Source organism: Algoriphagus sp. UBA3586 (assembly GCF_002376385.1).
GTDB lineage: Bacteria > Bacteroidota > Bacteroidia > Cytophagales > Cyclobacteriaceae > Algoriphagus > Algoriphagus ornithinivorans.
This window is the reverse complement of the sequence record NZ_DFMT01000008.1, coordinates 1-16,599: the sequence shown is the minus strand read 5'-3', so window position 1 is coordinate 16,599 and position 16,599 is coordinate 1. Positions and strand designations below refer to the sequence as shown.

The following is a 16,599-nucleotide window of genomic DNA, read 5'->3' as shown; positions in this document are numbered from 1 at the left end:
ATTAAGCTATCAAAGCTGCTAATCCATTGGCATCCGGCTTATTTTTCACTTGACAGGTATCATCAAGAATCATGGTTTCTCCATTTGCAACCTGATATGCTGGCCAATTTGGAAGGCCTCCTCCATTCGGATTCCCTGTTTTCATAAAGGCCAGCAATGCAGAAGACATCTTATCAGACAAGGCTCTTGGTCTGGCTCCTCCTCCAGTATGCGTGTACATGCGGTCGGTATTCTGATACCAGAAACAGATATCTATGCAGTGAAATGCTTTCATGCGTCCATCATAAAGATTGGGTTCCCAACCAAACCAGGCTAAATAAACAGGCGCAGATTGGGAGGCTTTCGCAGTAGAAGTGTTGATAGCACCCTGACGGTTGGATAGGATCATTGCCCATAGATCTGCCGGAGATGCATTTGGAAAGTCCTTTGCATAAGCGGCATAAATAGCATCAGATTGTTCACCAAATCTACCTTTTAGCTGCTCCACTACCCCGGCTTTATCTATTTTTTCCAGTTCGGCATTGGTTCGGGTTGGGTTCCATTCATGGAATGTGGTACAAACCATCAAAGGCATATTGGCTGCATGGTCTGAAGTTTCTGAAAAGAACTCACCTTTCGGAATATGCACTCCATCAGCAACAGGACCAAAACCGCCTCGGAAGCCTGGTTGAGGGTTATCTTTCCGCATTCGAACTAAAGCACGATTTGCGATATCTAAATACTCTCTCCACGAAATTTCCTGAATTTGATCCAGCGTAGCAGGCGTTAGTTTTGCCTCCTCCATGACATAGCGACCCAAAGTCTGCGCATATTCTTTGTCATTAGCTTGAAGCATGCTGCCACTCAGCGCAACACCTTTATGCACCTTACCTTCTGAAGCGGGCATGGCCATGGTGCAGGTTACTTTCGCACCTCCTCCGGATTGCCCCATGATGGTGACATTTCCAGGATCTCCACCAAAATTTGAAATATTAGTTTTTACCCAGTTCAAAGCCGCAATGATATCCAACATGCCAACATTTCCTGAGTCTTTATATTTATCGCCTCCAACACCGGATAAATCAGTGAAGCCAATTGGTCCCAATCGATGATTAATAGATACGAAGACGATATCTCCATTTTTGGCAATATTTTCCCCATGATAGCCATCCTGCTCAATTCCATTTCCATTGGTAAATCCACCTCCGTGAAGCCAAACCATCACTGGGCGCTTTTTCCCATCAGCGATTCCGTTGGTCCATACGTTTAGGCGCAAACAGTCTTCACTGACATCGTCATAGTTCCAATGATCCGCAAAAGAGTAGTGGACATTTGCATACCGATTATCCATAATCTGGGGAGCGGTGTTTCCCCACCAAATAGTAGGTTTGACATCAGTCCAGGGCTCAGGTTTTTTGGGTGCCATAAATCGGTTTTTTCCAGCAGTGTCTGCTCCATAGGGTATCCCCAAGTAGGTAAATACGCCATTCAGGATATAGCCTCGTACTTTTCCTGAGTCGGTATTGGCGATTGCTAAATTATCTCCGATTTGGAGAAACTGATCCTCCGAAGCCGCTTTCGGTGCGGAGGAAAGTGCATGTGCTTGTGAAGCGAATGGGATGGAAGCGGCGAGTGTTCCGGCGCCAACTTTCTTAAAAAAATCTCTTCTGTTGGTTTTCATAGGTAAGGGAATTTATGGTTTATTGTTTCATTATGACAAAATAGAAAAAGAAATTGAAAATCAATACATAAAGCCAAAAATCCAGAGAGGTAGACTTTTTCCAGCAGGGAATTCCAAATCGTCTTTTACCAGAAAATGTTTATCACTGAGCAGTTGATTTCGAGTTTTACTTTTTCCACCGACTTCAAAATGATATTCTTGATTTACCAAAAAATCAACTGAAGGTGAATAATTTAATCGATGATTTACTTTTACCTGACTTTGAAAAAATATTTCCCTAACTGTCCCTTTTTCAGGTTTAATTTCAGCCAAGGCATAGAGATAGTTGGTGTTGTTTAAAAAAATTTTTTCAGGCTTCTGAAGCGTTGATATACTGATTCCTGCGGGATATTGGAGATCAATTAAGCGTGCTTCTGCTAAATAGCTAAGATATAGTGAAAGTGAATTTCGATGTATGGCGGTCTTCTCGGCAAGCGAACTTAAGTTAGGTTTGAAGGGTACCCGTTGTGAAATAATATAAAGCAGTTGAAGCAATTTTTTACCGTTTCTGATGTCAAAGCCTTTTATTTCTGCCATGTCATATTCCACAATTGTTCTGATCATTTGCCTCAATTTCTGAAAATAAAGCTCCTTATTTTCTCCTGAAAAAGGGAAATAGCCAGTAGTCAAATAATCATTAAAATAGGAGAGAGGTTTAAAATCGTTGGGAAATAGCTGTCTAATATCTCCTTCTGGGAAAAGTATTTGATCCATTTTGAGGAGAGGAAGAGCTAGCTTATGTTTAATTTTCAAGTATTCACGAAAGGAAAGTCCATGTAGCTCATACATGATCGCTCGCCTGCTAATATCCCCTTCCTGTTTGCTGATATCAATAATCGAAGATCCAGAGAAAATAATCTGAAGGTCTGGGTAGCGATCATGTAAATTTTTAAGCTCTCGAGACCAACTTGGATATTTATGAACCTCATCCAATGCCAATACTTTACCACCTGTTTGGTAAAAAGTCTTTGCAGTTTGAAGAAGGTTATTTTCCAAAAAATACAATTCGTCCAATGAAAAATAAGCAACGAGCAGTCCTTCGCTTTTTTTCTTTTTAAGGTATTGGAGAATTAAAGTAGTTTTTCCTGTTCCTCTAGCCCCTTTGATACCAATCAGTTTTTCATCCCAAGCAATCTGGTCTTTTAAATATCGCTCAAATTCAAGGCTTGTATTATTGATTAGTGAATGGGAGATTTCAAGTAATTCGTCCATTTTGCACATTCATTTGTGCAAAAATACAAAAAAATGCACAATCAAATGTGTAAAAATGCTTTTTTCACTTCTCCGCTCCTGAGTAAAAAAGCCGACCCCATTTTAAGGAGTCGGCTTTCAGCTTTCTTACTTTAGCTTTTGATTTCAGCCTTCAGAATTTATATTTCATCCTTTCCCTACTGTCCAACCAAGAAAATTGCATTGCTCAGTACTAATTTTCCGGATTCCCAGAAACCACGGAAAATAGGATTATCCACGAAGTAAACAATCTCTCCACGACCTTGTCTTTCCGAACCGATAGCTAAGGATCCTCCCATTGTGGATTTGATTTTATAGCCTATGTAGCCAGTTCTGTAGGAGTCATTGGAGCTGATTTTCCCTGCATTGACTCCGTCGATCAGGTAGGCAAATTTGCTGGAGTTGTTTTTCAGCGTATAGAATTTACCTTGGGTTCCGTAGCCCAAAGGATGTGTTTCATCCATATCAACTTGGTAAATGGCTCCTGCAGCTCCGCCTGAAATTGCTAAACGTTCTCCCTCCTGATAAGGCTCTAATCGTTCTTTTCTAGCCAAGGTGTCAGCTGTTTTTTCAGCAGATTTTTTCTCCTCATCGGTATCGAAAGTTTTCAGAGAAAAGCCCTCCTTGTTTGCAAAAAGATTTACTGCACCATCAATGGCAATAACCTTTCCACCTGCGCGAACCCATTCCATGACTTTATCCTGAGCTGCTTTATTCAGTCCTCCGCCCCACATGGATGGGAGAATGATTACATCGTATTTGCTTAGGTCATATCTGGCCATGTTGTCCAATTCCAAGTTTGAAAGTGGATAATTCAAGTCCTTTTCGAAGAAATGCCAAAGCTCACCGTAATTCAGAGAAGAAGTTCCAGCTCCTCCCACCAATGCAACTTTTGGGGCCTGGATAATTCGGATATTAGGTGAACCAAAGTCCTTGCCTTCTTCCATGTAACCAGTCATGGTTGTTTCAAGGGAGATACCAAATTGATTGGCAATTTCCGTAACTTTTTTATCGAAGTCAGCGACATATTCATTACCTCCTTTAGTGATTAGCAGAGTGCCGGCTGGGAAGCTTTTCCCTTCTGTTTTGAAAGGGAATTCAGGATATTTTACTCGTATGCCTTCTCTTAAAAGTGCTGCAAGAAAAGCTGCATCTCTTGTTCCTTCCCATTTAGCGATATAAGCTACTGGCGTTTTTCCAGGAATATTTTCCGCAAAACTTACTTTCTCATAAGCTCCGGCTGGGTCAAGTCTGCTTTCTAAAGCGTAGGCTTTCAAATTATAGGCATATGGTAAGGCCCATGAAGTAATATCGTAAGTGATGCTATCATTCAGTTGAGGATTGGGCTCGAAAAATACCTGTGCCAAAACTGATTTAGGTTGATAGGCCGAGATAACAATGTCTTTATCTGTGGTGCTGAAAGCTGCACTTTTTCCGCTTTGATATTCGAAACCTCTCAAACCTGATTTACTTCCTGCCTTTCCATACCGGATTCCATTTTTATCCAATAGCTCCAATAACTTGGCAATTTGTGCCGGGTTGCTTTCTCCTTTGATAACAAAGCTTTTGTATTTCCCCTTCGGATTGGTTGAGTTCTCTTTGTAAAACTTCGCAAACTGCTCCAGAAGTTTTGATGCATTCTGGCTGGTTACTTCGGCAGCAGACATAGCAGCGGTATAGTGTCCTTCAATTCTGTAACTCAGCGTTACTGTATCTCCTACGGCATTGAAACCGCCTCGGCCAGCCTGACCTCCTCCACCTTGCTCTATGGTCATTCCGATTGCTCCGTTAAACATAGGGTAAGAATCTCCATAAGAAGGATAGAGTAAATCAAATCGCTCTTTGGTAAAATAAAATCTACCCATATCATCGAAATACTTGGCTGTATTTCTTCCAAAAATATCCTGGAACTCATGTTGCCAAGCAGTCAATTGCTCATGTAAAGGTTCAGCGGCAGGAGCCATGTAGAAAGGATTATTGATGCCTTGCTCATGAAAGTCCAAATGCAATTGCGGCATCCACTGCTGATACACTTTTAATCGGGCCTGAGACTCTACTTGCACCTGCCATGCCCAGTCTCTGTTGAGATCAAAAAGGTAATGGTTGGCGCGACCTCCGGGCCAAGGCTCATTGTGCTCCACAGACTGAAGATCGGGCTGGAGGATGGTATTCATCTTTTGGTTGTACCACATGGCATAACGATCACGACCGTCAGGATTGATGGCTGGATCGATGATGATAACCTGATTTTTCAGCCATTCCTGGGATTTTGCATTAGTAGGATTAGCAAGTGTATGAAAAGCTGAAATAGCCGCTTCCATCCCTACAGATTCATTTCCATGCACATTGAAAGACATCCAATTAATTGGGATAGCTGTAGAGGGGGTTCCTTCCATCAAACCTGCTCTTTTGAGGTTGTCGGTCCGGATTTGCTCCAGGTTAGCCATGTTTTCAGGGCTGGAAAGGATAGCCATGATCAGCGGACGCTTTTCATTGGTTTCTCCATATTGGATGAGTTTGACATTAGGATTATTAGCGGCAACGTGTTCGAAGTAGTCCACCATGCGGTGATGAGGAGTGAATCGGTCACCGGGCTTGTAGCCTAGAAACTGCTCAGGTGTTTGGATTTGCGCTTGCGCGAAAGTCCAGCATACCAAGCTGAAAAGGGTGAAGAGTAGTCGTTTTTGCATAAGAGAAAATTTCATTGAATGCCGAATTTAAGGCTTAAAGCCAAAGAGATAAAACCAGCAATGGAAAAGCGAAAAAAAAGCTACTTGGAAAAGTATTCCAAATGGTCAAGTACTATGAAAATCGTAAATTATACTTTCGATTTTCATGGTAAAATGCCTTCATAAAGAAATAAAAAAAGCACATTATCGAATCGACATTGTGCTTTGTGAGTGGGATCTAAGGGTTCCGATAGCTACCTTAGGTTTGTCAGATAGTAAACTAGAAGGATTTGGAGTATAATTGAAGCCCTGTCAGCGACCCAGCGATAGCTTTAGGTGTAAGAGGCCTAACTCGATATTTGGGACTGACAGGATTCAAGAACCAAGACCTGTATAAGATATCAGTCAAACCTGTTAAGGTTATTAGGTAAAGGTTCTTTTTACTTCAATTATCTAATTTCAAAAGTATGCAATTCGAAACAGTTATCGGAATTGACGTTAGCAAATTATCTCTTGATCTTGCCCTGATTAGCCGTGATGGAGAAGTGGAAAGTTTCAAGGTTGAAAACAAACCACTATCCATTAAACGATTCTTTAGAAAGATTTCCAAGACCTTCGACATGAGTAAAGCATTGATATGTGCTGAACATACCGGACACTATGGCTATCCTCTGCGAAAAGTTTGTTTGGAACATAATATAGCACTCTGGCTGGAAGGAGGTGCAGAGATCAAACAGCGGTCAGGAGTCACCCGATATAAAAACGACCGAGTGGATGCCATCCGAATAGCCGATTATGCCAAAAGGCATCAAGACAAAGCCAAAATCCAAACCGTAGAAGACACTACTTTGGAAGCGATTCGTTCCCTATCCAGTGAAAGAGAGTTGTTTATAAAAGAAAGAGCCAAGTACAAAACCCATATTAAAGATCTGAAAGGCTTTATGGATGAAGAGCTTTATAAAGCAAGAAGTAGGAGACTCAAAAAGCAAGTCGAGTCATTGAGCAAACTTATCAAGGATATAGACCAACAAATCAAAACCTTACTTGAAGCCAATGAAACCCTTTCTGAGCAAAAAGCCATATTGACTTCTATTGATGGGATCGGGGAACAAGTAGCTTTACACACCATTATCGCAACTGGAGCATTTACCAAGTTCGGTTCTGGGAGGAAGTTTGCCTGTCATGTGGGAGTTGCTCCGTTTGCCTTCGAATCCGGGACAAGCCAAAAGTCTAGGAGAAAGGTCTCCTACAGAGCCAATATTCATCTCAAGACATTGTTCCATATGGCAGCTCTTTCAGCAGTTAAAATGAAAGGAGAGTTTAGAGACTATTTTGAGCGGAAAGTAGCTGAAGGGAAGAATAAAATGACTGTAATCAATGCGGTGAGAGCAAAACTCATCAACAGGATTTTTGCTCTTATCCGAGACAACAGAAAACATGAAATAAATTATAATTTACCCCTTGCCTAATCCATAAGAATATCGAGGACGAACCCATGACCTTTGCTCTGTCAAAGGATCGCTATAAACTAACTGAGCTAAGATCCCAAATTATTATGCGAGGATAGGAAACCTTCGAGGTTTTTTAAACCTCAAAGGTTTAAGCGAACCCCTCCCTCAAATACTTCGCGGTGTAATTTTCATCTTCTTTCGCCAAATCCTCTGGAGTTCCTGCAAAGGTCAGATGTCCTCCTTTATTCCCTCCTTCTGGGCCCAAATCAATTACCCAATCGGCAGAACGGATGACCTCGGTATTATGCTCAATGATGATCACAGAGTGACCCTGATCGATTAAGGCGTTAATAGAGTGCAAGAGTTTGCTGATATCGTGGAAATGAAGCCCGGTGGTGGGTTCGTCGAAAATGAACAGCACATGATCTCCTGACTTGGTGCCTCCTTTCCCTAAGAATGAGGCTAGTTTCACTCGCTGAGCTTCACCACCAGAAAGGGTGTTGGAGCTTTGGCCCATCCCGATATAGCCCAGGCCGACTTCTTGTAAAGGTTGTAGTCGATTGATGATCTGAGTTTTTCCTTTGAAAAATTCCAAGGCTTCATCGATGGTCATATCCAAGACTTCTGAAATATCCTTGTCTTTGTATTTGACGTCGAGAATCTCATTTTTGAAACGCTTGCCTTTACAGGATTCGCAAGTAAGATGGATGTCCGCCATAAACTGCATCTCTACTGTAGTGACCCCTTCACCTGCACAGTTTTCACATCTTCCTCCGTCCACATTGAAGGAGAAAAATGCCGGTTTGTAGCCCCGTTGCTTAGATATAGGCTGCTCCGAAAATAAGGTTCGGATGGCATCATAGGCCTTGACATAGGTCACTGGGTTGGAGCGGGAGGATTTTCCTATCGGGTTTTGATCCACAAACTCCACTTGGGTGATTTTTTTAAAATCCCCTTCAATCTTGTCGTATTTTCCGCTTTCATCTATGACTGTTCCCAGCATTTTACCCAAAGCTGGATAGAGTACCTTTTTGATCAACGTAGATTTTCCTGAGCCGGAAACCCCCGTGACCACTGTCAGGGTATTCAGCGGAAACTTTACCGTCAGGTTTTTCAGGTTGTTTTCCCGGGCGCCTTTGACGATGATGGAATCTTTCCACTTCCGATTTCCATTTTTCTGAAAGATTTTTTCTTCCCCTCTCAGGTACCGGGCGGTATGAGTTTGACCGGAAGAGATTAATTCTTCGATGGGGCCTTGAAATAACAATTCACCTCCATTGACTCCCGCGTCCGGGCCAATATCTATGATTTGATCCGCGGCTTTCATCACTTTGTCTTCATGCTCCACTACGATCACCGTATTTCCCATATCCCTAAGCGATTTTAAAACCCCAACCAGGCGATCCGTGTCTCGGGGATGAAGTCCAATGCTAGGCTCATCCAAGATATACATGGAACCGACTAAAGCTGAACCCAGTGATGTGGCCAGCTTGATCCGTTGGTATTCCCCACCTGATAGTGTGGAGGTCAGTCGGTTCAATGTCAAATAGCCTAAACCTACCTGATCCATAAACTCCAAGCGGCTTACAATTTCCTTGAGCAGTCTATTCGCAACCTTCGCTTCATGTGGAGCTAATTCCAATTGATTGAAAAATCCTAAAGCCTCGTCAATTGGCATTAATACCAAATCGGTAATGGATTTTTCATTGATTTTCACATAGGATGCATCCTTCCGAAGTCTGGTTCCACGGCATTCAGGACAGGTAGTTCTTCCCCTGAACCTGGAAAGCATCACCCTATATTGGATCTTGTGAGTTTTGGTTTCTAAGTCTTTGAAAAATGCGTCTAAGCCTTTGAAATACTTATTTCCAGTCCATAGCAAAGCCTGCTCTTTTTCGGTCAAGTCCTCAAAGGCTCTATGGATGGGAAAATCAAACTCAATTCCTTTTTTCAAGAGTGGTTCTAACCATGAGCGGGAGGATTCTCCTCTCCAAGGTGCAATAGCTCCTTCGTAAACAGACATGGTTTTATCTGGAATTACGAGGTCCGGATCTATCCCTAATACATTTCCAAAGCCTTCGCAGCGTTTACATGCTCCATAAGGATTATTGAAAGAGAAAAAATTAACAGAAGGCAATTCGAAGCTCATTCCGTCCAATTCGAAGCGGTCTGAAAATGCTTTGGTTTCTTTGCCGGGAATCGTGATTTTACAGTCGCCATGGCCTTCGAAAAGTGCGGTTTGGATGGAGTCTGCAATTCTGAACTGGTTGTCTTCGTCATCCTTTCGCACAGCTGCACGATCTATCAGGATTTCATAATCGCCTTTGGGTACTTTCTTTTCTTCTAAAAGTTCTTCTACAAAATAGGCTTCCCCGTCAATCAGAATTCGGGTATAGCCTTTTTGTAACAAAAGTTCCAACTCTTGCTCAACCTTTCTACCTCTCGCTACTTGCAGAGGGCAGGAGATCATCACTTTCTCTCCCTCCTCGAAGGATAGAATGTAATCTACAATATCAGTGACTGTATGATGTTTGACTTCCTTTCCAGAGATCGGAGAGAAAGTCTTCCCAACTCGCGCAAATAATAATTTAAGGTAATCGTAGATTTCAGTGGTTGTCCCTACAGTGGAGCGAGGGTTTTTGGTACTTACTTTTTGTTGTATTGCAATGGCCGGAGCTACACCTTTTATGTATTCTACTTCCGGTTTTTCCATTCTGCCCAAAAACTGCCTTGCATAAGAGCTCAAACTCTCTACATACATGCGTTGGCCTTCGGCAAAAAGAGTGTCAAAGGCGAGAGAGGATTTACCGGAGCCCGAAAGGCCGGTAACGACAACAAATTTATTTCTGGGGATGGCTACGCTCAGGTTTTTTAGATTATTGACCCTCGCGTTTTTGATAATGATGTATTCTTTGGGATCGAGTGAATCGATGTCTTTTTTCTCAGTCAAGGTGCTCAAAGTCATAGGGGACAAAGTTAATCATCTAACCCTAGAAGTCATGGGAAAGTTTATTTCATTGCAATGAGGGCTTAACATACCAAACGTAAGTAAGACTGTCTTAAAATTTCACATAGCGCCGCATCTGTGTAATTTTTTTTACCTAGATATTTAAAATTTTCACCGCTGAGGCGCAAAAAGCGCAGAGAAAACTTACAAGTTATTTACAACTCGCTTAATCCCATCAGTTAATCTCACAACATTAAAATTCAATAATAATCCTAATTTCAGATTGGAAAGTTTTAAATATGTCAATACTTGAGCTAAATGGATCGGATTAAATTCTTCGATAGATTTCATTTCTACAATCACTTTTTCTTCCACAAGAAGGTCAATTCTATATCCTGTATCAAGTTTCATTTCTTTATAAGTAACTGGCAATAAAACCTGCCGTCGAAAAAATAAACCCTGATCCTCAAGCTCAAATGCAAGACATGCCTCATAACTGCTCTCTAAAAGACCTGGTCCTAATTGTTTATGCACATTGATTGCAGCTCCAATTATCTTAGAAGAAATTTCATTTTCTGTCATTGCTAAAAAAAATTTTGATTAATTAACTATATTTTATTTATAAAATCAACTAAACCTATTTAATACCTGCGATCTTCTTTGCGATCCCTGCGCCTTTGCGGTTTAAAAATGGATTTTCTACCGGCCTATGCTTTTATCACCGGTAAAGAAGGTAGGAGAAGGGGCTTCGTGACTTTATGGGGGATAACTTTTTGGAGAATACCAAAATCTGGAAAATAGATTTTAAATTAAGCTCCACTTTAGTAGCACTGAACATTTAATAAAATATATAATCGAAAGATCCTAATACCTCAAAAATGTCGTTTAACAGGTGTTCTAACTTACACATAATTACACCTTATCTTTTGTCGTCTCTTTTCACTTCACACAAAGATTGCCTCTTGAAAGGTTGAGCACTCACTTTAAAAGCAGTAGGATATCTTGAATTGTTGAAAAACTCAAGATATGGTTGCTTTGGGATTATAAGATTTTAAATATCCATGAAAGGATATTTTGCCCCTCGCAGAGTCGAGGTACTTCCAACTTTTTCCCTTATTTCGTGGCATGGATATTCAGTTTTTGGTGGATGGATTTGCGGAAGGTTTGAAGGCCATGACTTGGCTCGAAGCTATAGCCGTATTTTTTGGAATCGCTTCCGTGTTTTACTCCATGCGCGAGCATATCTGGGTTTATCCCACTGGGATCATTTCTACCCTGATTTATGTATGGATTTGTTTCCAATATAAGCTCTATGCAGATATGGGGATCAATGCCTATTATTTCAGCATGTCCATTTACGGCTGGTATGTCTGGACGCATCCAAAACCTAATCAAGCTGTTGTGCCCGTCACTTGGCTTAAGCCTAAAGGTTGGATTATTTCCGGCTTTATATTTTTAGCTTCTTACGGAATCCTTTCCTTTGTATTGACTCAATTTACAGATTCTGATGTTCCATATTGGGATTCATTTACCACATCTTCTGCATTTGTAGGCATGTGGTTGATGGCCAAAAAGAAAGTTGAAAATTGGATTTGTTGGATTATTACTGATTTAGTCTCAGTTCCTTTGTACTTTTACAAAGGGTTGATTTTAACTTCTTTTCAATTTCTATTTTTCACAGTCCTAGCATTTATGGGCTTATTTGCCTGGATAAAATCTGCAAAAAATTATGCAAAATCCTAAAAGGATCTTGATTTTGGGCCCTGAATCTACGGGCAAAAGTACTTTAGCATCGGATTTGGCTGTTCATTACGATGAACCTTGGGTTCCGGAGTTTGCTAGAGAATACCTAGAAATGCTGGACCGTAATTATTCTTATTCCGACCTTTTGAAAATCGCCAAAGGTCAGATGGCTTTGGAAGATGAGAAATTTCAACAGGCACGGAAGTTACTTTTTTGTGATACTGATCTTAGGGTGATTCATGTTTGGTCTCAGCACAAGTTTGGTAAAGTGCATGATTGGGTGACTCAGGAAATAGGAAGGAGAGCTTACGATTTAATTCTATTGACGGATATTGACTTACCTTGGGAGCCAGATCCTCAAAGAGAGCATCCAGAGCCGGAAATGAGGCAGTTTTTTATGGATTGGTATGAGCATCTTGCTATAGAAAGCAAGTTTCCATGGGAAAAAATCAATGGTGATCCCAAAACAAGGTTAAATAGAGCTATCGAATTAATTGAGTCTCTGTAAACTTCTTTCGTCATTTTCTACCAAAAGATAGTGTAGCCGCTTCTACCAAACGCATCATGGCAGGATGGACATTATTATTTAAAATAATGATGGTTTTATTTTCTTCGATAAATCGAACAATGATGGTCTGATAGCCCGGATTGTCACCATTGTGCTTGACCATTTTACCAAATGGACTTTTGGGCTCTAAATCCCATCCAAAACCATAATAACTTCTGGTGCCGTCCTTGAGTCGATATGGGCTAAATGCCTCCTCTAGAGTTTTGGGGGAAATTAGTTTGTTGGTATACAAAGCCTGATCCCATTTCAAAAGATCCTGGGCAGTGGAACTCACTCTCCCAGGTCCTTTTCTATTTCCTAGCCATAAAGTATAATCCGATGCTCGAAATCGGTTGGCATTCACATAATTTCCATTCTCATCCTTTAAGTGGCCTGCAGCAAAATTGCGGACTTTGGATTTTTCATCTAAACTTCTGATTGCTGTATTTTTCATGCCCAATGGCTCGAAAATCCATTCTTTGGACAGAACCACAAAGTCCTTCCCGCTTACTTTTTCTACAATACTACCCAATAGTACATAGCCTGTGTTGCTATACTCATATCGTTCCCCTGGTTTAAAAAGAATAGGAGGGGCATAGATTCTTAAATACTCCAAAATATCAGGGTTGCCGGCAACTTTACTTTTATCCCAGTGCTCATCCATGATGGCCTGGTAGTCTGGGAGTCCTGAAGTGTGAGTTAATAAATGACGGATGCTGATGCCTTTATATGGGATTTCCAAATAATCCGAAACAGGATCATCAAAATCCAAAAGGCCTTTTTCCTTACATAGCATGATCATCATAGCTGTAAATTGCTTGGAAACGGAGGCCATTTCGAAGATGTCATCTTTTTGTAAAGGAGTGTTTGACTCATAGGACCTCATTCCACTCGCTTTTTCAAAAAGTATTTTTCCTTGGTCAGCTACCAGGACCACTCCGGAAAAGCCTTCATTACTTGCCCTGATAAATGCCTCTTCTAGTAATTTTTGTTGAGCGATCCCTTGCGAGGAGATAAAGAATAGTAGCAGAAAGACTTTAACAAGCTTCATAAGCTAATCAGATTTGTATTTACTTCAAGATAGCTAAGTCGCATTGCCTTTCAAAGCTTTAAAATTCATTGATTTCCCATTGATAAAATCTTTTGAGAATAAATTCTGAAAAGCTTTAGATTATAGGTGTAATGCTTAAACTTATGCCTAGATATTTCCTGATTTCAGAAATCATTCTTGCTTTTATAAATCAAGTTGAAGCCCAAACTTCTCAAACTGAAAGGGATTCAATTGCCAAGTTAAGCCATGCTGATCATCAACTGATGCTTCAAAAGTTAGGAATTGAAAGTCTCCGCCCAGGACCTTCAGGAAACCCCTCTGCTCCGAATGCTGCAAATTCAGACGAAAGTAAAGCCAAACAGTACAAGGAGGTTCCCGATCCTTTGGTTTTTGAAAATGGCTCTTCTGTCCAAAGTTTGGAGGATTGGGAGAGAAGAAAAAAGGAGCTTTACGGTTTATTCGACTTGGAAATGTACGGGAAAACTCCAGCCAACTTACTAAAGGTAAATTGGATAATTGTGGAGGAGAAGGATAGTCTTATTGGAAAGCAAGAATTCAGATATAGAAAGTTGAAAGGAAAGGTGGACAACTCTTTCTATCCTGCAATTGAAGTGGAAATAGATTTTGAATACGGGGTGCCCAAGAATACCGAGGAGGGAGTGCCATTGGTGATGGAGTTTGGTTGGAACTGGCCTGCAGGGATGAGGAGACCGGCTCAACAAGGTCCCAGCTGGCAGGAGCAGCTCTTGCAAGAAGGTTGGGCTTTCGGAGTAATTATTCCCACCAGCTACCAAGCTGATCATGGCGCAGGTTTAAGAGCTGGAATTATTGGCTTGGTGAATGAGGGGCAACCTAGGAAGTTGGATGATTGGGGTACACTCAAGGCTTGGGCTTGGGGTGCAAGTAAAGCTTTAGACTTTTTGGAATCTGATGATTTAATCAATCAGGAAAAGATTGCAATTGAGGGCTTATCCAGGTATGGAAAAGCGGCATTGGTAGCCTTGGCCTATGAGCCACGATTTTCACTCGGCCTGATTGGAAGTTCAGGTGCTGGAGGAGCAAAATTACTCAGGAGAATTTTTGGGGAGCAAATAGAAAATCTTGCGAGTTCAGCCGAATATCATTGGTTTGCTCCCAATTTTATCAAATATGCAGGTCCATTGAATCAGAATGATTTACCTATAGACGCGCATGAATTGATTGCCCTTTGTGCCCCGAGACCATTTTTTATCTCAGTGGGTTCACCAGAGGTGGAGGGGCAATGGATTGATGCAAAAGGGATGTTTGAGGCTGGCGTTTTAGCAAGCCCTGTATATCAATTTTTGGGTATGAAGGGACTGCCCACATCTGAGTTTCCGCCTCTTGGAACATTCCTTAAGTCAGGTGAAATAGCATTTCGTCAACATGAAGGAGGGCATACTGTGGGACCGAACTGGCCTTACTTTATCGAGTGGGCCAAAAAGTATTGGGAATAAAAAATAGGCTGTCTCATTATTAGCTCTATTGTCAGCCTGATCGGAGTCGAAGGCCATTTCTATCGTTTTGGCTTACATTTCGACTTCGCTCAATGTGACAAATTGCACTTTTGAGACAGCCTCTTTTAATAGATTGAAAAAAATTAATCCATTCCTCCCTTTCTGGTAGGAGATCTCATAGATGGCCATTCTGTGGGCTCACCATTTCTACCAAGTGGAATTCTTCTTTCGCGGGATACCATATCTGGTTCTTCGCAAGCCATATAAACCATGATGGCGGCCATAATCACATTGTTTTGCACATCGTCAAAAACAATCTTGTCATAGGTGTCCAAATTAGTATGCCAGGTGTAGTTATAATATGACCAGCTTAGTGAACTCAATGAAAAGGCAGGAACTCCTGCAGCTACAAAGGATGCATAGTCAGATCCACCGCCACCTGGATTTCCAGGGAAAGTGGTTTCCACATCTCTAGTGATTTCTTTAGGCACTTTATTCATCCAGCGACCCAAGTATTCGTAACTATCTACAAAGCCTTGACCTGATACATTGGCTACTCTTCCGGTTCCGTTATCCTGGTTGAACAATGCCTGAATCTTATCCATCATTTCAGGATGATCCTCTACAAATGCTCTTGAACCATTCAAGCCTTGTTCTTCTGAACCCCAATGTCCCACCAGAATAGTTCTTTTTGGGTTTGGATAAACTTGCTTCAACACTCTCATAACTTCCATCATCATGATGGTACCGGTTCCGTTATCTGTTGCTCCGGTTCCTCCATCCCAAGAATCGAAATGCGCGGATAGCATTACGTATTCATCTGGCTTTTCACTTCCTTTGATTTCGGCAATGGTATTGAATGTAGGAACTACGCCGGTTTCTTTGGACTGTGCGTTGATATGAATTTTTGGTTTTTTGCCACTTTCAGCAAGTCGATATAGCATTCCATAATCTTCCAATGAAACATCAACTGTTGGCACTTTTTTGGTGTAGGCAGAGAAGATTTTATTCGCTCCGAAACCCTGAGACCAATAGGAAGTGATAATACCTAACGCTCCAGCATCTTCCAAAGCTTGAGGTAGTTCCCTTCTTCCCTGTCCGGTTTTTTGAAGTCTTTCGTTCCAAGCCCTGTTAAGCTCAGTTCGTTCTTCTTTCATTTTCTCAAAAGATTCTTCCGTTGCCCATTCTTCCCAGTTATAATCCGGTCTACCGGTGATCTGCGGGGCTGAAATCATCACATATTTTCCTTTAACAGAAGGAAGCCAAGCTTTGAATGCAGCTTCGTCTGCTAAATCAGGGATGATAACCACTTCTCCCATAGCACCACCTTTAGGGGATGCAGGAGACCAGGCTAATTGCATTCCCGAAAGGGACTTCACCCAAGGTTCCATCATATCGATATGGGTAATCCCTCTTTCCCATCCTCTCCATTCGCCCCATTGCTCATTGCGGGCTTCTATGCCCCAGGATTGATATTTTTTTACTGCCCAGTCATGAGCTTTCTGCATTTGTGGAGAACCTACCAAACGAGGTCCAATTCCGTCCATCAGTTCATGACCGATTGATTTAAGCTGGGAGTTGTCCCGGGCTTCTTTGATAATATTATCAATAACTTGATCTTGGGCCTTTGCCTGTATGCCAAAAAGTAGCATCAGACCCATGCCAAAAAGGTATCGTTTTTTCATAGGTGTTTTGTTTAGGTTCTAAAAGTATAGGAAGTAGCCGAAAAATTCGAACCGCTGGTGGAATGTAAATTCAAAAAAATGAGGCTGTCTCAAAAGTAGATA

The 16,599-nt window shown here is 41.4% G+C and carries 11 protein-coding genes; 4 read left to right on the top strand and 7 right to left on the bottom strand.

The annotated features are described in order from the left end of the window. Nucleotide 1: 1 nt before the first annotated feature. From B2906_RS01975 to B2906_RS01965, 3 genes are all read right to left on the bottom strand, one after another. Nucleotides 2-1,660, bottom strand: a complete 1,659-nt coding sequence (locus tag B2906_RS01975; RefSeq protein ID WP_219957595.1) for a carboxylesterase/lipase family protein — start codon at nt 1,658-1,660, stop codon at nt 2-4. A 60-nt stretch (nt 1,661-1,720) separates the two neighbouring features. After that, a complete protein-coding gene (locus B2906_RS01970; protein ID WP_219957596.1) occupies nt 1,721-2,911 on the bottom strand; it encodes an ATP-binding protein in 1,191 nt (396 codons plus the stop codon). Nucleotides 2,912-3,087: 176 nt separating this feature from the next. Then, nucleotides 3,088-5,619 (bottom strand): M14 family metallopeptidase, encoded by a 2,532-nt coding sequence (locus B2906_RS01965; RefSeq protein WP_219957597.1) that lies wholly within the window; start codon nt 5,617-5,619, stop codon nt 3,088-3,090. A gap of 446 nt (nt 5,620-6,065) precedes the next feature. On the opposite strand from B2906_RS01965, the gene B2906_RS01960 reads away from it, so the two are divergent. Beyond that, a complete protein-coding gene (locus B2906_RS01960) occupies nt 6,066-7,067 on the top strand; it encodes an IS110 family transposase (protein ID WP_219957598.1) in 1,002 nt (333 codons plus the stop codon). Nucleotides 7,068-7,197: 130 nt separating this feature from the next. Here the strand turns inward: B2906_RS01960 and uvrA are convergent, their stop codons facing one another. Both uvrA and B2906_RS01950 read right to left on the bottom strand, forming a co-directional pair. Continuing rightward, complete coding sequence (uvrA, locus tag B2906_RS01955) at nt 7,198-10,014, bottom strand: excinuclease ABC subunit UvrA (RefSeq protein WP_219957599.1); 2,817 nt, start codon at nt 10,012-10,014, stop codon at nt 7,198-7,200. A gap of 186 nt (nt 10,015-10,200) precedes the next feature. Next, complete coding sequence (locus B2906_RS01950) at nt 10,201-10,578, bottom strand: GxxExxY protein (protein ID WP_144607448.1); 378 nt, start codon at nt 10,576-10,578, stop codon at nt 10,201-10,203. Between the two features lie 543 nt (nt 10,579-11,121). Here B2906_RS01950 and pnuC point away from each other — a divergent pair. Both pnuC and B2906_RS01940 read left to right on the top strand, forming a co-directional pair. Further along, a complete protein-coding gene (pnuC, locus tag B2906_RS01945) occupies nt 11,122-11,739 on the top strand; it encodes a nicotinamide riboside transporter PnuC (protein WP_144607447.1) in 618 nt (205 codons plus the stop codon). Further along, on the top strand, nt 11,726-12,247 hold the full coding sequence (locus tag B2906_RS01940) for an AAA family ATPase (protein ID WP_144607446.1): 522 nt from the start codon (nt 11,726-11,728) through the stop codon (nt 12,245-12,247). The genes pnuC and B2906_RS01940 overlap by 14 nt, the downstream gene beginning before the upstream one ends. A 10-nt stretch (nt 12,248-12,257) precedes the next feature. On the opposite strand, the gene B2906_RS01935 is transcribed toward B2906_RS01940, so the two are convergent. Next, complete coding sequence (locus B2906_RS01935) at nt 12,258-13,337, bottom strand: serine hydrolase domain-containing protein (RefSeq protein WP_219957600.1); 1,080 nt, start codon at nt 13,335-13,337, stop codon at nt 12,258-12,260. 143 nt (nt 13,338-13,480) lie between these two features. Here B2906_RS01935 and B2906_RS01930 point away from each other — a divergent pair, with 143 nt between their 5' ends. Further along, nucleotides 13,481-14,812, top strand: a complete 1,332-nt coding sequence (locus tag B2906_RS01930) for an acetylxylan esterase (RefSeq protein ID WP_286935402.1) — start codon at nt 13,481-13,483, stop codon at nt 14,810-14,812. A 143-nt stretch (nt 14,813-14,955) separates the two neighbouring features. Here the strand turns inward: B2906_RS01930 and B2906_RS01925 are convergent, their stop codons facing one another. Continuing rightward, nucleotides 14,956-16,497, bottom strand: coding sequence for a M20/M25/M40 family metallo-hydrolase (locus B2906_RS01925; protein ID WP_219957602.1), 1,542 nt, complete (start codon nt 16,495-16,497; stop codon nt 14,956-14,958). Nucleotides 16,498-16,599 lie beyond the last annotated feature (102 nt).